General features: G+C 61.2%; 9 protein-coding genes and 1 pseudogene. 1 reads left to right on the forward strand and 9 read right to left on the reverse strand.

Going from position 1 to position 21,218, the window contains the following annotated elements:
• Window positions 1-65 precede the first annotated feature (65 nt).
• The 7 genes from TY51_RS03305 to TY51_RS03335 form a co-directional block, all read right to left on the reverse strand.
• Window positions 66-6,158, reverse strand: a complete 6,093-nt coding sequence (locus tag TY51_RS03305; protein WP_042245830.1) for a hypothetical protein — start codon at window positions 6,156-6,158, stop codon at window positions 66-68.
• Entirely contained in the window at window positions 6,158-11,401 is a 5,244-nt protein-coding gene (locus TY51_RS03310) for a hypothetical protein (RefSeq protein ID WP_042245833.1), read from the reverse strand. The genes TY51_RS03305 and TY51_RS03310 overlap by 1 nt, the downstream gene beginning before the upstream one ends.
• Window positions 11,402-11,451: 50 nt before the next feature.
• Window positions 11,452-12,279 (reverse strand): hypothetical protein, encoded by an 828-nt coding sequence (locus TY51_RS03315; RefSeq protein ID WP_042245836.1) that lies wholly within the window; start codon window positions 12,277-12,279, stop codon window positions 11,452-11,454.
• A gap of 343 nt (window positions 12,280-12,622) precedes the next feature.
• Window positions 12,623-15,031, reverse strand: coding sequence for a hypothetical protein (locus TY51_RS03320; RefSeq protein ID WP_156117857.1), 2,409 nt, complete (start codon window positions 15,029-15,031; stop codon window positions 12,623-12,625).
• Window positions 14,989-15,678: a hypothetical protein gene (locus TY51_RS03325; RefSeq protein ID WP_156117858.1), complete on the reverse strand. Its 690-nt coding sequence runs from the start codon at window positions 15,676-15,678 to the stop codon at window positions 14,989-14,991. Before TY51_RS03325 ends, TY51_RS03320 begins: the two co-directional genes overlap by 43 nt.
• Window positions 15,679-15,800: 122 nt before the next feature.
• Entirely contained in the window at window positions 15,801-16,799 is a 999-nt protein-coding gene (locus tag TY51_RS03330; protein WP_042245845.1) for an ABC transporter substrate-binding protein, read from the reverse strand.
• 390 nt (window positions 16,800-17,189) lie between these two features.
• Window positions 17,190-18,401, reverse strand: coding sequence for a helix-turn-helix domain-containing protein (locus tag TY51_RS03335; RefSeq protein WP_197054623.1), 1,212 nt, complete (start codon window positions 18,399-18,401; stop codon window positions 17,190-17,192).
• 275 nt (window positions 18,402-18,676) lie between these two features.
• Between TY51_RS03335 and TY51_RS03340 the strand changes: the two are divergent.
• Window positions 18,677-19,593 (forward strand): annotated as a pseudogene (locus tag TY51_RS03340) (recombinase family protein).
• A 731-nt stretch (window positions 19,594-20,324) separates the two neighbouring features.
• Here the strand turns inward: TY51_RS03340 and TY51_RS03345 are convergent.
• Together TY51_RS03345 and TY51_RS21640 are read right to left on the reverse strand one after the other, a co-directional pair.
• Window positions 20,325-20,939 carry a ParA family protein gene (locus TY51_RS03345; protein ID WP_042245851.1) on the reverse strand — a complete coding sequence of 205 codons (615 nt, stop codon included), beginning with the start codon at window positions 20,937-20,939 and terminating at the stop codon, window positions 20,325-20,327.
• Entirely contained in the window at window positions 20,936-21,211 is a 276-nt protein-coding gene (locus TY51_RS21640; protein ID WP_197054624.1) for a hypothetical protein, read from the reverse strand. Before TY51_RS21640 ends, TY51_RS03345 begins: the two co-directional genes overlap by 4 nt.
• Window positions 21,212-21,218 lie beyond the last annotated feature (7 nt).

Consider the following 21,218-nt stretch of genomic DNA (forward strand, 5'->3'; position numbering starts at 1 on the left):
GGCTCAACCCAGAGCTGAAAGGACAGCGCCGCCGCCGGAAGCCCCCAGGCAGACATCGCGCCGCATCAGGGATCGATACATGAAATCCTTCCATTCAGTGCAGCAGAATTGCCGTCGATTAGCGCGGTGACCTCTTCGGTCAAGTCGAGGCCTGAATTGCGTTCGCGCCAGATATTCTGTTGCAGCCAATGTGTCGCCAGCGGGTCGATTGGTTCGCGGATCAGGCCCTCGTAACTAGCTGGGAGCCAGTACTCGATTTCCTCGATCCTAAGGTTGAGTCGGGTTCCGGGTTCTTGTTGGATATCGCCAAGCGGCAAGCGCACCGTCCACACTTGGCCCCGGGGCATCACCTCGATACGGCTCCGATCTGGGCGGGTGGTTACAAGGTTGTCCTGATTGGCGGACGAGATTGCTAGGGTGTCGAGTGAGATGTCTTCGTGCGTTTGGGTACCATTCGGTGCAACGCCGCTAACGAAGGCGGTGACCCTTAGGATCGAACTGGAACGCTCAGCAATATGGATTTGGTCCGGACGTAATCCGTGTTCGTGCAGCCGTCCGATCGAGACCGGGCCTTCCATGGTCACTGTCAGCGTGCCGTCTTGGTGCGCGATCTCAACACGGCGATCGGGGAGCGGCTGTGCCTGCACCGCCACTGGGCGCGAACAGCGAAGGTCAGGGCGGGTATGGGGCTGATAGCGCAGGAGGCCAAATCGAACGATCTCATCGGCACGGCGCCCGGGGCGCAAATGGACATCGACGAACCACTCCTCAGCAACTGGATCAAAGCGCGGCATATAGGCGATCAGGCCGCACGCCATCTGCGGGACAGTATCAATCGCCGTAGTCGTAGGCGGCAGTGCCTCGGCGATCTCGGCCGGAGTCTCCATTACCGCACTTCCTGCCCCGCCGGTCTCGGGAGCGTCGCCTAGCGGGATCCAAGCATGAGGGACGTATTCGGCAAGGTTCGGATCGGCCGGATGGCGCCAAAGATCGGGGAATGCTTCTTTAGAGAGTAAGATCTGGGTCTCGCCGCCATGGACCTTGCCGTCGGGGATCCGGGTGGGGTCCATGCCGCGGCGGGTGACAAAACGGCCGCCGGGTCCCAAGTCAGCATCGTCGAAATTTGGTATGGCTGCAGTGCGGTCCTCCTCTTCCGGTATCCCTGGGTCGCCGAGGGGGACGGCAAGACACCCCTCGGGGTTGAGGCTGGGGAAGCGGCCGACCGAGGGTGGATCGCTACGAAGCGGCACCAGGTTGACCGCCAGTCGAGGCTCGTCAGCGGCCGCCTGGTTCGGCGGCCAAGTGACAATACCCAGCCGCTCGTCTACGCCGCTGGAGAACCAGCCCCGTCCGAACCTAAGCCGCGTACGAGCGCGCTGGTCGACTCGGATCTGCAGCGCACCGGAAGGACCGTTTAGAATCTGGCGCTCGCGCTCGATAGCATGGGTCGCTGACAATGCGAGGAGAGCAGCCGGCCGGATCGTGGCGGGCAGAATGACCTCGCAGGAGAGGCTTAAGGCTTCCATCAAGCGGCGCGGCAAGGGCTGAGGGTCGAGCAATTCACCGACCCGATGCACGATCCCGTCGGTGTTCAACCAAGGGTCGCCCTGCCCCAGTTCGCGCGGCGCGGTCGTCATCATCTCTGCCGTGCGGGCCAAGCCATTGATCTGAACTTTCAAACGTCGTGCCTTGCCGTCGGGAAACAGGTGCCGGCACGAGACCCGCCCAAGCGGCTTTGGGAAGACCTCTGCTTGGGTGTGGGTGTCCACCGGCGCAGTCACCGACGCGGGCGGCTCAAGGAAGTAGCGTTCTAAGTCGATTACCGTGACCGCGCCGCCGGCTTGGGTCGGGGGAATGTCGTCGATCCGCAACAGCATGATTTCGGCATCCTGCAATGCGACCCGCCCATCGGCTGCGAGCTTGAAGCCAAAGATGTCTTGGGCTTGGCGCAGGATGCCCTCGGCATCGCCTCCTAGCGCCTTTGGCCAAGTGCCGGCTAGCCGATGTGCAAGCGACCGACCGCGCTTGGGGTCGTCGAAGACGGCGCTATCGGGGGAGACAGTACGGGCCAGGATTTCAAGCGTGTCGATCCGTTCGAGATCGACTGTCACGCTGCCCTTGAGGACGAAATGCTTTGATCCACTGGCAATCGCCGTGGTGTCGCTGATCCCCGCAACCGGATTTCCGAGCGTGGCCGGGCGCACCGCGCGAAGCGGCATGGGCTCTACGCGGGGCGTGGTCACCCGGATAGGAGTCGCGGCGGCCCTTGGTCCTACCACCGCAGCCGGAAACGGGTCGGATCCGGGCGGCAGACTCTCGGCAAAGGGCGCCACGTCGTGACGGTTGGTGGCATGGATCAAGTCGACTCGCCGTACCGCCGAGATCTCGTGCACTGGATGGCAGAGCATCGCTTTGTGCACCGCCGTGCCGAGCAGTTGCAGGATCTTAGTTCCGGGCACGATCATGCCGCCCGGTCCAACGTAGCGGATGCCTTCATCGGCGCCGCGGGCGATGTCTTCGAGCGCGGCGACCATCTCCTGCCAGGGCGCGCCATAGAGCCCAGCATCGTTCAGCCCCCCGATCACCGCGTCGACCAGGTCTCGCGGAGATTGCGACCGGCGGTTGCAGGCGAGGCTGGCTGCCATGCTCTGGATCAGCGCAAAATCGTGCGCGAGCCGCCAAGCCGAGGGGACCAGCCAGAGGTCGAGTGCGAAATGCTCTCCGGGAAAGAGCTGGAAAGCGATCTCGTGCGCCTGGTCGCGCATCCAAACATCGCCGGCGATATCGCCCGAGCGGGCGGCGTTGATGTATCGTAAGCCGCGATTAACCATGATCGCCTGCTGCGATGGCGTCGCGTCGATTCGGCGATCGCTCGTATTGGTCCGCAAGCTCAGCAGGACGCGGCGCAGCTCCGGATAGGAACCGGTAAGCGGGATCGCCAGCGGTGTGCCTTCTAGCGGTGGTCGCTCGCCCGTTTCGGCCCGGGCGCGGCGCAGCCGCAGCACTAAGTAATCTGCGGCGGGATCAGGGTAATAAGTTGTCGCACGCGTGCCGTTGCGCGGCTGATAGACAGCATTGGCCTCCTCCATGTCGGGTTCGATCGCGTCGGGGCCTGCTCCAGCGACGATTTGGCGCGATCGCAGGTAGCGACGGCCGTCGATCCCGCGCACGGTTGTTGTCTGGGCCACCGGAAATCCCGAAGCGCGGAAAAGGTCGTATGTGAGATCTGCGAGGGCGCCAGTCGGCGCCCCGCCTGAGACTGGTCGTGTGTCCAAGACGCCCTGCTTGGTGTCCTGGGCCAGATGCCGCGCGACTGCCGCCTGGGGCAGGCTCGGCACCAAGACCAGCCGTTGAGCAATTCGGGGCGTCGCCCGGCCTTGGTCCCGCGCCTCGGCGTCGCCGCGAATGGTACGCACGATTATTTTGCCCGAGCTGTCGTAGCCCATTGGTGTGTTCTCCCGTGTCGCATGGCCGCTGGGAAGCAGAATCGTTGGTGCCCCCAGTCGCGAGTGGCGTAGTGCACGGAAATACGGAGCCACGCGGGCGGTATTGGTAACGCCATGTTTGGCAATTGCGCGTGAGGGGTAATATAGCCGGCCGGTAACGCCGTTGGCTTCCGGAGTCTCGACCGGGATGTCAGTCACCGAAACAGCCCGCCCGCCGGAGAATACGGCCTGCAGGGCAAAGCGGTAGGGACGTCCATTGCGCAGATTTGGAGGTCGGTCGGTTCCGGCCTGTCGAGGGACGTCGATGCGGCGGCCAAAGCAGTTGCTGTCGGCGATCTCTGTCGGCGGGCCTTTTACTTCGGCGCAGGCAACGCCGCCGGGACTGCCATCCCAATGGCCGAAGGTTTCGTCGACGATGGTCTCGACTACTGCATCCGCGGCTCCAGAGACGTTACCGGTAGGCATGTCACGCGCTGGAACCGCCTGCATCGCACTTTCCAGTGCAATCCGTTCGGGCGAGCCTGCAGGGCCTACGGCGATCGCCAGCAAGTCTTCGACCAGCTGGCCGCCCTTCCCCGACCCGCCATAGCGCACGGTCCGGCCCATAAGCGAGCGCCATTGCGTCGGCATCAAGAAACTGGAGGGCTCAGAGGCCGGAGCGTTGGCTTGGCCGGGGCTGACAGGCGCGCCAATTAGCAGGCGGTAGCCATTGGTAACGTCTTCTGCGTCGTGGATGACATACTCCTCGTCGCCGGAGATACCAGTCTCTTCGCAGTTCCCGTTGGGATTTTGTTTGGTGGCCAGCCGCCGCAGCTTGCGCACTGCGTCACCGACCGCAGCGCGGTTCAGCAGGGTCAGGCCGTCCGACTGGTAATCTGGCCCAACGAACAGGAGGTCTTTTTCCATGTTTTGAGTGACGGACTGTTCGTGCGACGCGCGAACCGAGTCTAGCCAGTTGCGCTCAGCCTCGAGCGCGGCGCCGACGTTAAGCGTGGCGACATCGAACCGCGGCAGTGTGATGCCGTTGACCGGCACACCACCCATCACAATTACTCCATCATATTGCGACAGGCACTCCGCTGGCAGGTCCGCGTCCTTGGTCGGAGACTTGGCCCAGCATCGGACCTCGGCCGAACTCACCGGCCAACCCCAAACACGGCCGATATTGCGGGAACTGTCGCTGAAGAGCTTGACTCGGGTATGTATCTTACGTCCTGTAGCCTCTTGGAACGGCGCCTTCAGGTAGGCCGTGATCAGGCCATAGCGCTGGTCGCTCTCCGGTGCGGGAAAGCTGAACTCTACATCCACTGCAAGACCGAAGATCCGGGCAAGGCCGGGATTGCTCTCAATCCCAAAATAGGCTTGGCCGACCAATGCGCGCAGCTCGGCTTCGGCTTGGGACTCCGCTCCAGGGTCGGGGGCGGCAGCAGTGACGTCCCGCGCCGTGTCGCGATCGGAAAGGTAGCTCGGCCAACGCCCGTACTCTGCCCGCTGCAGCGACTTGGTGAGCGTGTCGGAGTGAAGCCTGCGGTCCTGCACAAGACGTTCCGGCGTAGTTGCGTCAAAGCAGCACACATCAGCTTCAGTGCCGCCTTCCTTACCCCTAAACAGATCCCAAGACTTCTTCCGGTCGAATTGCATTTCTTTCGACAAGGCGTCGAACCGGGCCTTGCCCTCGGCAGCGCGCACGGCCTCAAACCTAGCTTTTCGTGCGGCGACTAATGCATCCGGAAGGTCTTTGCGGAGCGTCTCGATCGTCCTTTCTGCGGGCAAGATGGAGCGAGCTTGGGCCTCGGCTAAGAGTTTCCTTTCGAAGAGATCGACCGCTTGGAAGTAGCGCCCCTCGGTCGACATGAGCGAGGACGAGTTGGGCTCGGACACCCTCAATTCGATGGTCTTGCCTAGCAGCGCGAGCTTGATTTCGACTGATACATTCGCATTCGCAATCACCGCCTTGTCTTGCGAGGTCAGTTCGACCTTTGCTACCTTCGAGATCAAATCCGGCGCAGGGTCAGGTATGCGCTTGGTCAGTGCGCCCTTGTCTGCCAGCGTTTCGAGACATTCGCGTGCGCGCCCCAGCTCAAGGGCGACCGCTGTTTCGGCAAGTCCCGTCCCCAGGATCGCATAGCACTCGCGCTGGTCGGCCACCTTGGTTGGCAGGATTTGGCCATGGGCGCCTTGCGGGGGAGCAATTGGTTCCGAAGGCGGCGTGTCCGCACTGAACCCACTACCAGGCGCGACGCGGTTGCCGTCTTGTGTCGCTTTCAGCGTCTTAGCCAGGTGCCACCAGGCGGCGTCCTTGTCGAGGCCGTCGGGTACTAGCGAATCGCGCCAGATGTCGTTCAGAGATCCCCGCTCTTTGCGCATCGCCTCAAAAAGCGCTGGCGCTACCGGACGCAGCGGATGTTTGACGGCGTTGGGACGTGGTGGGGCACAGGCATCGTCTGTCGGAGTCGGTGTGAACTGGGCGGTAACATTAAGGAAAGTTTTGTCCTCCTTGAGCGCGAGGAGTTCGGCAACGCATCCGGGCCAGTCGCGCAGGGTGAGCGTGCTGGTCCCGGTTGCGTCGGGGACAGGCGACAGAAGAAGCGTGGCCTTCAACGTGATCTCGTCACCGTTCCGCGTCGCTCCGTTTGGAATGATCCGAAGCTTAGGCTCGACGAAAATTGGGTCGAATGATGTCCCGTTGTCTAGATTGGTGAGGTTGCGCATTAGAAATAATCCTGTGGAGGAGTAATTTCGTCGAAATAGGTTTGGAACGTCCGCCAATCTGCGGCCTGGCAGACTGCGTCCTTTCGAATGATGGCCTCATAGGAGTTCGCCCTGCCGGTTGGCGCTTGGAGATCTCCTCCAAGCTGGGCAAATTGAGTCGTTCTTCGGCCATCGGCCGATTGCTGGCCGGAAAAGCCTTCGCCTTCAGATTTTTGCATCTTGATGCTGTACTCATAGTCAGCGAGCCCCATCGAGAAACTGAAGGCAAAGGTCGCCTCACCAGTCATGTTTCCGTCCTGCATCCCCATCTTTAGGCTGAGAGAGGCGCCGAAATGGAAAATCCAGATCGCCGCCGACCCTTCGGCGATAAAGGTCATCGAAATGTCGGTGACCGTTCCGCTTTCGGATTTTTGCTGCTTGATATAGACGCCCGTCATCAGGCGACCCTGCCCCGTCAACGGTCCAAAGGCGAAGACCGCAGAGCCGCCGAACTCGAAGCCCGCCTCGAACCCGATGATGCCGTTGGTATTGGCGTAAATCGCGAAGAAACCCGAACCGCCATAGGGCGCATAGGTCAGAGTGAAGGGCGAGCTTCGGCTCGAGAGGGATGCCTTGAACACCGCGTCCCGGTTCGAGAACGGCAGGATCGCGGTCGCTTCAAGCCCAACATTGGTGAAGGCGAGGTTTCCCACAGAGAAGTCGCCAAGTTGCAAACGGTATCCTGACTCGATCCCGGGAATAGCGCTGTCGAAATTCAAGATCGCGCCCGAACCGTCTTTCGGCGCCAGATAATTCTGAAGCTTTTCGACGAACTTTAGCTCGGGCCCGATTTCGTGGCCGATATAGGCAATATCAAGCCGCGGCTTGTCGCCGCTTCGAGTTTCGAACCGGGCCGCGGCGAATTTCAGCGTGAGCGCGTCGAACAGATCGCCGACTAACTTAATGTCGAACGGACCAAGCGTCCCGATCGAAAGAAATTCGACTTGCGGCGGGCCGTTCGCGGTGACGATCTGAGCCAGATCCATGGCGATCTTGAGGTCGACGCCAAGTGCGGTCCCGGGGCCGGGGCGGAATATTCCCATCGTCGCAGAGGCGACTTCGGAGCCTAGTTCCATCTCAAAGCCGTAGGACATCTCGACCTTGGTTGGCACCAAGGCGAGGAGCTGGTCTTCAAATTCCTCGCGCAATCGGGAAAAATCGATGAACTTATAGATTCGGCCCGAGAACAGATCTTCGATGACGTCGCCGACCTTGTGGAGAATCCTGATTGGGGTCGAGCCAACGTCGCCCCATTCCTGGGCGAATTTTAGCAGGAAGCCTGCCTCGGCAGCCGAGAGTCTCCCGTCTCCAGCCGCCCTAAGCCAAGCGACGTCCCCAGCGAGCTGGTCGTTATGGTTATTCAAGGCCTTGTCGGTCAAGGCCGGTGAATAGGTCCCAATCGCCTGTCGTGCGGCATCCGGCAAGACTAGGAACGGCTGCTCGAGCCGAAGGGTCTCTACCAGTTCTGAACTTAGCAACTGGTCGCGCCGCTTTTGGAGCGTCTCGTAGACGGATAGGACGCTGGTCTTGCCCGCACCGTTTGTAAAGGTCGGGACGCCCAGATCGTAGCCGTCCTGAATGATCAGCTTTAGGATCGGGCCTAGCTGGTCAAGCAGCGCGGCCTGCGGTCCGGCCTCAACGATGGTGCGGATTTGGTCGATAACGGGGGCAAGTGCTCTCGATACCCTGTACCCTCCCGCGACCAAATCGTCCAGCAAGGCGGATCCAGTGGCAGGGGCAACCAGATCGACTGGCGGCGCGCCCGCCTTCGCGACAAAGAGGGCGGCTAATCCCGTCACTTTTGGCAATGCGACCGGCTTGACGTTCATCGGGTCGCAGAGCGCGATCAGGATCGTCCGTACTTGATTCAGCCGGTCCTTGGTTCGGCCGATCTCGGACAGCGCGCCGTCAAAATCAGCCTCCCGCGCAATCCTCTCGACGATGGCGCGGACCGGGGGCGGGAGGAGTTTAGCCTGGGCCCGTAACGTGCTGAGGCCTACCCTCAGGTCCGCCTCGGCTGCGGTCAACTGCTCGATTAGCGCAACCGCCTGCCCACCAAGAGTGCAGAGCGCCAGCGCGATCCCCTCCGCCAGTGCCTGGACTGCCTCCGAGGCCGCCTCGATCTGGCCCCGTAGAGCCGCGTATTCTGTATCGATCTTCTCGGTCCAGACGGGTGGTTGCAGCGTGTTGGTGGAGTCCCGGACCAACAGGCCCGTCGACAACAGATAGGCAGTGCCGCCCGCCATCAGTGGCAGGGTCAGTTCGCCCTTTTCGGCCAACTTATCAAGCCGACGCAACTTGACGAAAAGCAGCCGCTGATTGTTGAGGATCGTCTCCATTAGGGCCTTGCGCCGATCGGCCAGGCGCTGGACGTCGCGAGGAAGGTTGGCGAGTGCCTGGATCTGTTCTAGGAACTCGGTCGCGATCGCGCCTCTCTCGCAGACCTGCAATGTCGAGATGCGCCGCATATCCTGAATGGTGCGGCGCAGCGCGGCGCTGTCGGCCACGACGGCCATATAGCCTGCCTTCAGCGCATCGCGGATTTCCGCCAGTCCCTCCACGGTCTCGGCCCGGCCCGCCTCGAGCTGAGCGATAGCCGTTTTCGCCTCGATCGGAATGTCAGAGATGCCCTCCGCCTTTTTGACAAACGCGCTGACCGCACCCACGTAGGAGGAGGTCCCCTCCTTCGCGATGGTCTGGCGCAGCCGTTCGGCCTCTACGGCGCCTCCTAGATAGAACCGGCAGAGCGAGGCGGACATGCCGCCGGGCAGGGCGGCCACATCCTCAAGGTCCTCGATGAAAGCTTCTGTTGTTCGACCAGCTGCCGGACCGCCCCAGTCGGGCGGGCACAGGTCAGCATCCTCGGCCACGGCGGTTATCTTGACCATTAACCCCGTGGTCAGGTTCCAGACCTGCTCCAGCTCGGTGCAATTCGGCAGCGGCAGACGAATCTCGCCAAAAATGCGACCAAGCGCGTGGAGGATTCCCGGCAGATCGGTTGTGAGCAGCGTCCGGACCAGCTCGGCCAAGGCGCGTAGCATCCGCAAGATTGGATCCATCAGCGCCGAAAGGTCAGGCAACAAATTGGGCGGGTCTAAATCGGGCGATCCGATCAGCTTTGCAAGGTAGTCGAACAGATCGTGCAGAAACCTCGGATCGACGCGCGGCAGACACTCAATGAGCATGTCTGGGTCGCTGGCAAAGCCAAGGATCACGCTGACCAGGTAGCGAGTCCGGATTTGGTGTGCATGTGTGCCGCGACGCAGCTTCTCCTCTTCCCCCTCAAAGAGGTCCGTCGCTTGTGCATTGATTATCTGGGCCAGTGCATCGATCTGCGCCTGCAGCTCTGTCCTTAGTGTCGCGTTGGACGGGAAAGCGTCCGCAATTACGGTCTTCGCGCTGTCTATTGCGTCCGCCAGATCTTCCCTGGTGACTGCAAACAGACTGTCGCCGAACAGCGGCTCTTCTTCCTCCAGCCATGCTTTAAGCACGTCATCGGGCTCGGGCTCGGGCAGGTGGGGATGCTTGACGGCAGCGAGCGTGACTTCCTTGGCGTAAGCCGCGCTGATCGACTTCAGGACCACGCCGACATCTTCCTTGAACGGGAGGAGCGGTTCGAGGCAGTCGTACCGATTGGGATCTGCCGGCACCGGTAGCGCGATCAGCGTCGGCCGCGCGACCGAGGCGGCGATTGTGTCGATCACGCTGTCAAGCCCCGCGACCAGGCGCTTTGTTACCTTGTCCGCGATGGCATTGCCCTCGAGTTCCAAAGCTTTGGTCAACAGCCCAATTATCAGAGGCCCGAGGCCCTGATCGATCGCCTTAAAGAGCGCCAGCAGTTCTCCGAACTTGGCTGAAAGTGCATCGTCGATCGCGGCTTTGGGGTCCGCGGCGGCGCGCTTGATCGCTGCCAGGAAGCGTTGCCCGGCCGCGTAGCAGGCGCTGAGCTCCAGCGCGAATTCGACCGGATCAGTGGTCCCGACTGCGCGCGCCAGCGCCGCGTCGAGTTCCACCAGAGAGGCGAAGAGGTCAGGGAAGACGTCGCGCACCCGGATCACGCCCTCCCCGAGAATGTCGGTGCCGGGCAGCGTCTTGGCGATGGCGCGGTCGATCTCGTCCCATTCTTGGCGCACCCGCCGGACGGCGCCGGACAACGGCAACACGACCTCTTCGCGCACTGTGTTTGCGGCCTCGGCCCCGGCATTGCCGAACTGCTTGACCTCGTTGAGCAATGGGACGCCCTTGCCGGGCGGGGCGAAACGGCGGATTAGCTTGATCAAGTCAGGCAGGCAGACCAGCCCAAGGATCTTGGATTCGCAGGTGAAGAGCTTCTGGTAGAGCACCCGCACCTCCTCCTGCACGTCGACGGTCATGTCTTGGACTGAATCGGTGAGGTCGCCCTTGGTCGGCGGCAGCTTGCCCGCCGCTTCCGAGGCAGTAAGGAAGTATTGCGCTACGTCCGGCAGAAGGTCGTCGTTCTTTCCTACGAGCGTGATCGGGGTATAGGTGTTGAGCGTGAGCGCCCCTTTAGGCGGCGATAGCGCTACAATCTGGGCGTCGGGGCGGAACACGCCGCCGGAGTGGTCACCCTTTTCCTCCATCTTCAGCCATGTTTTGTCCAAGAGGGCCAATACCACCTCGCGGGCATTCGGCTCGGGAACGGCGCTTTGCGGTGTGCGCAAGGATGCGTCCCCTTCCGGCAGCACGATGCCGTGCTGGATGTAACGAGCATCGAAGGTGACGCGCTTGGGGCCCAGTACCTTGCCCATCAGGCGTTCGGACTGCGTCAGGTGGATCCGGGCGACCTCGATCGCAGGATAGAAGGGTGGCTGGTCGGCCGATTGCAGGACCTGGTCGAATAGGTGATTTGAGGTATCGAAGCGGTAGCTTACGACCGGCGCTCCACTGGCGACGGTCTCGCCGATCCTCTCTCCGTTGGCACGCAGGGTCCAATGGTCGGTCTGGTAGGTTGCGCTACCGACCTCGCGCTCGGCCGCATAGCGCCGATCCGCCCCGCTAAAGAGAATCGTGCGCAAATGGCGGAGGGGTTCAACAGTGACCTGATTTGTTCCCAAGTCTGGAGACGGCACTCGTTCGGGATCATTATAGTAGGTCACCAGCTCCCTTACAGTCTCTTGGTTCGACACGGCGAGGTTGCTGACGAAGATCATCGGCAGGTTTGTCTTGACGCCGTCGATATCCATTTCGAAGCGGATGTTGCCGAGCGGATCCTTCAGCGTGCGAGGCCAGAAGATCAGCCTTTGGTGTTCGGCAGCCTCAGCCGACCCGAGGGCAGTGCAATGTCGTTATGTTCTCCGCTGTCAGAATAGGGGTCTACGATGTCAGGCGTCGTCGTGGTCAGCAAGGTCAGCCGGTCGACGGGGAAGCGCCGCCCCTGTGCCGGCATCTTGATCGCAGGATAAAGCTTTTCAGGGTTGGCCACGCGGATGAACATCCGCTGCCGGAGCGGGGCGGTGATCTGCCCGCCATTGGCAAGATCGACATAGAAGATTCGCTCCGTGACCTTCACCAGCGCAGCGCGGATCCCTAGGGGGAACAGGTAACCTTTGTATACCACCTCGGAAGTCACGTCGCGGCCGAGAGCGATCGTATGCTGCCATCGCTCAACGCTGGTCGCGTCGTAGACTTCCCGACCGTCACGCCAATAGAAGGGTGCGTTCAACGTTTCGACGCCAGTATCGTGAGCTAGGCTGCCGCCGAGGCTGGTCAGCGTTAATTCGTGCAACGCCATCGCGCCCGGATGGTGCGAGGCGTAGCCCGGTAGGACGTCGCGCAGACGCAGCTGCTCTTCGGGCTCCGAATAGGTCGGGCCCGACTTGTCAATGATCGGCAAGCCAAAGGCGGACATTGCCAGGACCAGCTCGTGCCGGTCCAGCGCGCTCATCGACGACCGAAAGGTCAGGGCTGGGTTGGGTGCGGCAGGCCGCCTGAGGATCGCCACGCAGAAGTCACGCACCACCTGCGCAAATTGGCGCGCCTTCTGGGGATCTGTGGCCTCGGCGCATACATTGATCGACTGGCCATTGGCCTCGAAGATCGCATTGAGCTGATCCTGGGTCATGCCGGCAGTCTCGGCATCAAGCCGGCTGAGCGCCCAAGCGCGATGCTGCCGCCGGGGGGCGTTGCCTCTATGAGGGAACCGGGAAGGTTGGCCTCCGCTCGTTCGGCAAAACGGTTGAGCAGCGCGCCAGGTCGCAGATCGTGTGACCAGACCGCGCGCAGACCGGGATCGAGCCCTAGTCCGTCGGATCCGGTAACGAACTTGGCCGACCACAGCGTCTTGGTGCAGGTTCCGGGGGCTGGGCCTGTCAAGCTCTGGCACGAATCGCCGATCGTCAAGTCGTAGATGTCAGGATCGGCCACGCCCGGTGTCAGCACGACAGCATACTGATGCGGCGACAGAATCAACCGGGCCGGTAACTCGATTGCCGTCTCAAGCGGGCTTGGCCGACGCAACGTGCGCACCACCTCGGCCAAGCGTTCGGCCACGGTGGCGTTGGGCCGCAGATCGAAGCCCAGATGGGCCAGCATTGCCGAGGGCGTAGTGTCTGACACCCGCGGCGTGCGCCACCCGATCTGCCCCAACTGGCCCGGATCCTGCACGATCTCGCGCGCCGGGTCACGGCGAGTTCCATACCACGGAAAGTGGTCAGGGTCTCGAGGTCGAACTTCAGCGGTCGCTCAGGCAGCCGCTCGGCCGAATCTTCGGGAAGGTCAAGCCCCTCAGCCTGGGCCCGCGCAGCTGCGATTCCGTCAGGGCAATTGACTCGGAATGCTAGGCGCGACGGCCCCGACAGCCGCGCGCGCATCGGCCCGCCCAGCTCCTCGACCCCCATAAGGCTCTTGGGAAACTCGCGTACGACATGCTGGGCGCGGCTCTGACGCTTTGGGGTCGCCAGTGAAGCAGGCTGGCCCGTCTGTGCCGCGAATATGAATTCTAGCTCGCCCGGTGTCCCGCCCTCTGCAATATCGCCTGGCCTCAGTCCGGTGCCGCCTTCAGAAAAAAGAGATTTGGCCATGATATCGCGGTATAAGTCACGGAACAGGCGATATTGCGGAATTTCAGCTTGGACCTGCAGTTCTTGGGTTAGCGCTTCCTGAAACGTTTTCGGCTCAGGAAGCTCAAGATCGTCGCGCACTTGGCTGACGGTGACGAACATCTTTTCAGTCAACTCGCGGGCGATCGCAGTATAGTTGTCCGCATGGACCTTGCGCACCATATGCAGCGCATCCACATCGAGCGCAAAGGGCCCAATATAAAGGGTCTGCTGTGGCGGCAGCTTGGCCCGAACTTTTAACTTTTTAAGTTCCGCTTCGACCTTGTAGCCGAAGGACCGGAAGGCCGGGTCAAGTCGCTTTTGGTGACGGATCCAGCTCCGGAGCATCCATTCCTGCTTGCCGCTCCGCCGACGCATTGCGGCGAGCGCGTCGACGACATGCGCTCGATTGTCTGGATCGAAAGTAATGTCAGTCGCTGTTTCCTGATACAGTTTTGGCAGACTCTCCCCTTCGACCTTCTTCACAGCTCCAGTGGCTTTAACCGCAATAACCATGAATCCGATCTTGGTATCGGGTGGTGGGATCAGGTCAGGGCGGAACTTGACTTCCTCGAACAAGTGCTGGGGCGGAAACTCCACTACCAGCGTCGGCCGGGTGTCGTGCACACCAAGCTCGCCAGTCTCGCGGGTGGGCCGCGTACCTATCTCGCAGCGATCGTTGAAAGCCACGATCTCAGGCGCCCCCGCTCGGAATGACAGCGCTAGATCTGAGAACCGAAATAGCAGCGATAGCAGGTTATGGCCTTGGCTGACGCGCAGTCGAGCCCTTGCCATGTCCAAGCGCGCTACTTCGGCACCCTGCCCCGCGCCTAGGTCGATATAGCTGCCAAGTGGTGGAATGCTGGGCGGAGTCAGCGCATAGAACACCCTCACTTCGGTGTCGTTAAAGTCCAAACGGCTGTAGTCTGCCCCCTCTAGCCGTAGCCCGGCCTTGGTGATCGCCGTCGCAAGTTCCATGAAATGTGCGTAGGGCCGTGCGGCGGTTGCCCGCTCCGATTCTGGACCCCAAGCCCAGATTAGCTGGATTGGCCAATCCCGCCGCGCCGGAAAGCCGTCATTGACGCTGTCCTGGCGCGGCCGATCACCGGCCTCCCCGATTGCAACCGTGACCAATGGCCCTATCGGGCTCGCGGTCCTTTCTGCCCTTGTACCAGCTTGGGCGTAGAACGCCTGAAAGCTGATTGTACCCGCTTGGGCAGCGTAATTGATCGAATTGGAGACTGCCGGCGCCGAGATCCGCTCCAACAGCGACCCCTCGAGCAGTGGTAGACGGCCTAGGCTGCGCTCGGGCCCACGATGGGCGAGCGATTCCAACCGCCAGCGGCCGGAAAGAACCGTCTCAGTCTCAATCTCACCAACCTGCCTGGCCTCGGGGTCGCGGTTGCGCGGTGGCTGAGAACGCAGCCGTAACGGCTGTTTGTCAAGTACTGTGAGCCGGGCTACGGGCCCGCCTCCGCCGCCGATCTCGACCTCGTCTATCCCGTTTGACTCATTAAGGATCGTGCCTTTGCCGAACAGCGGTGCGGCGTCCGCAACCTGATCCGCGGGCCGGTCCGTCGGCCACCAGACGTCAAGCCGCGACAGCCGCGCGCGCCCGCCAAGAGCCGCGAGATTGCCATTTGGCGCCTCGACGCGCCAGTGCAGATCCCGGCTAAACAAGATGTCGGGATTGCCGGTGGCGTCACGCACTGCGCTGACCGCGCCGTTGAACATCAGCCGAGCGGTATTAACAATCCGCGCGACAGGAACGTCCATCCGAAAAAAAACAGTTCGGAGTCCAAGGTCGTCGGCGCAAAGGCCGAAGCCTCAGGGGCGACGAGGTTGCGGAATACCACCAAGCTAGGATCAATGCCGGGCACCGGCCGCACTGCCGCAAAGCGGATCATGTTGACGCTGGTCGGTCCGTTCTGCGAACTCCAGACAGTGGTGTTCATTGACACAACCAAGCGCTGTCGGGTCTTCCCATCAACAACAAGCGGTATGATTCGGAAGCTTAGCGATAGCTCACGCCCGCGTAGCCTAGCATATGAGACACTGGCGATGCGGACTTGCCAAGGTCCCAGCGCCTCAGCCCGCGATGGCGGCGGATCGAGTACAAACCGGGCTTCAGGTCCAAAGGCCTCTGCCCGCAACCGCCAGATGCGGTGGTAGGCTGATAGGACAGCCTCGCCCTCGGAGGTTGCGAGGCGCTGGATCAGGACGATGTCAAGGACCTCACGCCCGGTCTTGGACTCGGTCGCCTGTACAAATTCTACGCGCACATCATCGAATGGTTCAGTCTCGACATACGCCGCCGCCGACGCAAGTGGCGCCATTCCAATGGCACCGAGAAAGTTGCGACGGGTAAGCGTAAATGCGGATCTAGATCTTTCAACGTGTGGGTATTTATCCGAGGTGATCATCGGAGGCACGACCTCACAGGACGCGAATACTATTTAAAATGGAGCGTGCGGAATTTACGACCGATTTATCGTTTCTCGAAGAGCCGCCCCTGCAAGCCGAAAGAACTAATTGAAACGGTCAGCTAGCGGTGACGCAAAGTCAACATCTTTTCATTCACGGGCTGCAATCCATAAAGCGCCCATTGCGACATCTGCGTACCGAGGCTGAGCGCTGTCGCGGCTCCGCCGTCGAACAGCCCGGTCCAGTTTGCTTCACTCCAGAGCCGGTGCTCTTCTGCCCCGCCGCGCAGGGTGGCCGGCGCTATCTCAGTGAGGCCGGCTATCAAACCGGGAGAGAAATCGCTCGCGATGTCTGAGCAGCCGCGAGTCAGCCGCCATGCGCGAATTTCGTCGGCGGCAATGCTGCGCCAGACCAAGCGCTCGGGCTTGGGGGCGGCGTACCAGCGGGTTCGCGCGCCCCACCAATCTGGATTGCGCCGCCACAAGACATGGTCGGCGTTGGCCATGTCTAGCATGTAGGGACCAGTACCAATTGGGGCAGGTACATCCGCCGAGGACGGGTCGACGCCCTGCCATGCTTGGCTTTGCACGATCGCAAAGGCGTCGGTCGCCCCCGCAGTCAGGATTTCATCGACAAAGTCTTCATGGCCTGGATGCAATGTCAGCAGCAGATGCCGGTCGTCCTCTACTTTCACCTCTAATAAGGCTGCACGAATTTGGTCGGCATGCAGGCCGTCGAGCGACGGATGTGCCTTTACTAGACCCAAGCTAAAAGCCACATCCTGGGCTTTGAAGGGGGTGCCGTCCGACCAGCGGATGTTGCGCCTCAGGTGTAGCCTTATAAGCCGGCCCTCCTCGATCCATTCGGCCTCTGTCGCCAACCAGCCGACCGTCTTGCCGGTGCGGGGATCGGTAGTGAAAAGCGGCTCAAGCAGACCGGTCGACGCGCCCCGATTACGATCCGCCCCGTCGAGAAACCAATTAAAATGGCGGGGATCGTCAGAAAGCCGTCCGGTATCAACGACAAGGTCGAAGGGGTCTTCGTCGCAGATTGCCGCTACGGAGAACACCGGCATGGCAGCAAAAACGAGCGCGCACAATGTAAGACTGATCGCGTACATGGCCCACCTCTGTTTTGACAATTGGCCAGTTATTCGTTTCTAGATTAGGCTTAAACTTGGGTAAATACCAAATTCTTCGATGCCTTGGGCATCCGGTTGACCGGTGTCGCGTAGCCCGTAAATCTGACACGCCCCGCGTTCACCGTCATTTTTGCCCTTAAAGATGAGATTTGATCTACGCCCAAAGGAATTTTTAAATTTTCAGCAATTATCGGGTCGCGCTTTATCTACGTTTTATAGGCAAAAACATTGCCTTTGAGGGCAACGTGTCATGTTTAACGGTAGCGCATAAACCTTGACTTTATTTAATTTCATATATCACATTTAGGGGCTACGCGACAACTAGTATTGGCTATCGTTCGGCTTCCACGGCCGTTTGTACAGCTTTTCCTACTTCTCCCGAGGTCTCGGGCCCCCCGCCCGACGCACGACATCATCCACGCCCGACATCGCGGTATCGAGATTCGCCATGATCCGGTCGAGCTGGCCCTCGTCACGTTCCTCCCGAAGCCGATCCAATTGACCGCTTGGCTTCAAGTGTCCGCGCGGCCCCTCGCGGTCGGCGAAAATACCGCCACGAATGGCCCCTGCCCCTCCCGCATGGCCCATCCGCGCGGCGAGGGAGGGCAGCGCCCAGAACCGGGAGGTGCCGCGGGCGGTGAGATTGCTAAGACAGCCGGCCTCGACGAGCTCGCCGATCAGCGACAGGGCCGTTCGGCGTGTCACACCCAGATGATCCATGACCATCGCCGAGCTGATCACCGGCTGCGCCTTCAGATAGGTGATCAGGTCGACAAGGCGCGACCGGCCATGCGCAGAAGACGTCATGGCCGTAAGACGTGCCAACTCATGGCGCAGGGTCCCCAAGTGGCCGAGGTCATGAGAGAGGCTCCGCGTGGCTGCCTCTAGAAACGTGGCCAGCCCGGTCATCGGCGACCAGACCCGGAAGCCATTGCGGGTCAGCGACACGGATGGCGGGACGATCCACCCGGCAGTCGCCGGCATGAGCAGGCCCCCTGCCGTCTCATCAACCTCATCGCGACCAGCCCTCTGATCGGGAGACAGTCCCTGCAGGTGACGCGCGGCACCCTCCACGGCCATGAAGACGAGCCGCTCGGCCACCGGGCTGCTGCGCCGGGAACGGAAGGCATAGCTGGCCGCCGCACGCCATCCTGCCAGGATCGGAACATGGGACCAGGTGCGACCGGCCTCCACGACCAGGGGCAGCTCCGCATCCTCGAGACGATCGCCCTCGTCGCGTGTTTGGCCGATGGGTGCAGAGGCCGCTTCGATCCGGCGCAGCGCCGCGACCGGCGCGCCAAACGGGTCTCCGGGCCGGCGGATGACAGTCAGAAGCTTCAGGGCCATCTCGACCGCCCGGGCATCCTCTTCCACCGCCGTGCCGCTGGTCAGACGGAGTACCATCCCCTGTGTCGAAATCCGTTCACCTTCGAGCCCGACCGAGGCGGCGGCTTCCAGAAGGCTTGTCTCCATCCGCCACAATCCAGCCAGGGCGGGGTCGGCGAGAAGGATGCCCTCCACCCTGGCTGCATGGGTCTCGGCACTCAGAAGACGAGACCCGATATCCATCTGATAATCCATAACTATGTCGATCAACATTTAGCATAAGCGCAGTATTTTACAGTTGCCTAGTACTTTTAATAATGAGTCAAAAATCTTCGTCATCCTGCCGCTGACGCAGGTGAGATAGCGACAGCCTTAGAATACGGCCCAGAGAGCGTATGAAGGCGCCAAACTCCGTCTCCTGCTGAGCGCAAACGATCTGGGCATCCTTACAGCTGCAGCAGACATTGGCGTTGCATCTGTTTACAAACGGTCGTTTACTGGAATATCCAAATTTTGGAAGGTGGCCCTCTATGCCGCTGATTGGCTATGCCCGCGTCTCTACGGATGATCAGACACTGCTGCCGCAGGCCCAGGCTTTGAAAGCCGCAGGCTGCTCGGTTATTCGCGAGGAGCACGGCTCCGGAGGCAATCGCGCCCGCCCCGTCCTGACGAGCGTCCTGGACGGTATCCGTAAGGGAGACACGCTGGTCGTCGTTCGGATCGACCGACTGGCTCGGTCCCTCTCGCATCTGCTGGAGATCATCGAGCAGCTCCACGCGAAGGGCGCGTTCTTTCGCTCGATCGAGGATCCGATCGATACGGCATCGCCCCAGGGGAAGTTCACGCTTCAGGTGCTCGGTGCTGCGGCCGAGTTCGAGCGGGCTCTGATCCGCGAGCGCACCAAGGCGGGACTGGCCAGCGCCCGTCTCGAAGGCCGCATTGGCGGAAATCCCGGGCTGCGTGCCCGAAACCCGGAGGCGCTTCGCAAGGTGCGCTTGGCGCGGCATGACGGCTATATGGAGCGCGTTGCCCAGACTGCAGCGGACTGGGTTCCCCATGTACGCAGCTGCGCCCACACATGGCCTGGGAGGATATCCTGCGGATCATCAATGCATCTCTGCCCCAGAACCGACAATGGACACAGCCGCGGCTCCTGAGGGCTGTGCGAGCCTATGTTCGTGACGGCTTCCTGCCCAAGGAGGTACTCGGACGTGCCGCCCGACGCGTTGGCGATGACCGTCTGCCGGCAATCGTGGCTGCGATAAAGGGGGCTGATCCCCACATGACCCTGCAGGCAGTCTGCGACCGTCTGGAGAAGATGCGGGAGAGGACGCCCCGTGGGCGAAGCAAATGGCAGCCCTCGTCGGTCAAGATGCTGCTGGCACAGGCTGAGAAGCTGGGGATGCTATCGCTACCGGCTCAGGACATACCTCTACGCGAAGCATGAGGTCTTTGGCTAGCGCCGCACGCGCTGTAGCTCATATTATCTGATTGCAGCAACATCAGCCTGTCCTATGACGCCCCCTGCCCCATCGGATCGAGACCGTCAACGCAGCGCGCCAGCAGGGCAGCTGCAGTTGGCCCTGCAAGGCATGGTAGGCCGGGCGACGGAACGATCTGGTAAGGTGTGGGTATCGGCTGCAGACGGAGCGGGAACGGATGGCGGTGGGAAATCTGCCGCTGTCTGGGGCATCAGTTGATTATGGATTACAATTCATTTTGCCGCAGATATGATTACCAGGTCCCTTAGGGGACCTCATCATCTGTACTTGCCTCGCAGCGATCATAACGCTGCGAGGCTTTTCATCTTATTGATAGAATTTCAGAATTTACAACTCGTTTAATTCTGAAAAATTCGGCGCTGAAAATTCTCAAAGCTTGTCATCTTTCACTAGATCGCAGATGTGCTTCTCCAGATAGTCCTGCATAGAAACCCCGCGACGCAGCAACCAGATCTTGAACAGCGCGTGTGTCTCAGGATCGAGACCAAAGCTCGGTCGAGCCTCCGTCGCAGTACGAGGCTTCGGCGGGCGCCCTCGGCGCGCCGGTGCAGCTTTCTCGACAGGCTTAGGTTCACGCTTAGGCCTCTCCCCTGCCCCGCGTTGCTCGACACCCTCTATCGGTACCGGCTCATCTGCTCCCGGGTCGACCATGCCGTCGAATGAGAACCCACCTTTTTTAGCCATTGAGCAGCCCCTGTACATAAGCCCACAGGTCGCGCGCTTCCTGCGCTGCCTTGGCATCCCCAGCCTCGGTGACCCCCTGCCCCGTGGCAGCCGTCTCGGCATAGATCACACGCATGACCGAGTTGACGGGCGCGACCTTCCCATACTGGGCTAGCACGCGCCCCGCCTCGTCCGTAACCTTTGCGCGCGGGGTTTGAGAGAGGACGAATGCGAAGTCCGACCCCGCGGCCTTCGCGGCCTTCAAGGTAGCTCCTACGGCTCGCAGATCATGCGGTGAGGGTCGAACGGGGATCAGCACCAAGTCAGCAGCTGCCATGACACTTTCGAGCCACTCCGGTGCAGCTGGGGGCGTGTCGACCACAAGCAGGTCGAAGTGCTTTGCCAGCGCGGGAAGCGCCGCCTTGACCTTGTCCGGCGCCGGATCCGTATCAGGCATTGAGGGCCATTCGCCGTCCCTGCCCTCCCACCATCCGCGCAGGCTGCGTTGCGGGTCGAGATCGATCATTGCCACCTTCATGCCATCCTGGGATGCGGCGACAGCCATATTGATGGCCGTGGTGGTCTTTCCAGCCCCACCTTTCTGTGAAGCGATGACGATCGTTTTCATTGTCGAATTAACCCATTTTCTACGGTTTCAATTTTCAGCGCGGGAAATTTGTAACGTGACCAATTTCCCGCTTGCTTACGCGACAGGCTAAATCTCCACCAGTCCGGGTTGCCAATTGGCAAAGTGTCCGCGCACTCAATTTTCAACTCTGAAAATTGGGTGAGCCACAAATTTTCAGCGCTTTCAATTGTGGGCAGATGAGTTTGTACACGTGCCAGAGTGAACAATTTTTCGAGTATTAACGTGCCGAATTTACCGCTCTGAAAATTCATCGCGCGA

The sequence above is a fragment of the Paracoccus sp. PAMC 22219 genome (assembly GCF_000787695.1).
Taxonomy (GTDB): domain Bacteria; phylum Pseudomonadota; class Alphaproteobacteria; order Rhodobacterales; family Rhodobacteraceae; genus Paracoccus.

Coding starts and splice junctions, on each gene's coding strand:
- TY51_RS03305 (WP_042245830.1), bottom strand. CDS start 6,158: ATGCGCAACCTCACCAATCTAGACAACGGGACATCATTCGACCCAATT.
- TY51_RS03310 (WP_042245833.1), bottom strand. CDS start 11,401: ATGGATATCGACGGCGTCAAGACAAACCTGCCGATGATCTTCGTCAGC.
- TY51_RS03315 (WP_042245836.1), bottom strand. CDS start 12,279: ATGACCCAGGATCAGCTCAATGCGATCTTCGAGGCCAATGGCCAGTCG.
- TY51_RS03320 (WP_156117857.1), bottom strand. CDS start 15,031: ATGGACGTTCCTGTCGCGCGGATTGTTAATACCGCTCGGCTGATGTTC.
- TY51_RS03325 (WP_156117858.1), bottom strand. CDS start 15,678: ATGATCACCTCGGATAAATACCCACACGTTGAAAGATCTAGATCCGCA.
- TY51_RS03330 (WP_042245845.1), bottom strand. CDS start 16,799: ATGTACGCGATCAGTCTTACATTGTGCGCGCTCGTTTTTGCTGCCATG.
- TY51_RS03335 (WP_197054623.1), bottom strand. CDS start 18,401: ATGGATTATCAGATGGATATCGGGTCTCGTCTTCTGAGTGCCGAGACC.
- TY51_RS03345 (WP_042245851.1), bottom strand. CDS start 20,939: ATGAAAACGATCGTCATCGCTTCACAGAAAGGTGGGGCTGGAAAGACC.
- TY51_RS21640 (WP_197054624.1), bottom strand. CDS start 21,211: ATGAATTTTCAGAGCGGTAAATTCGGCACGTTAATACTCGAAAAATTG.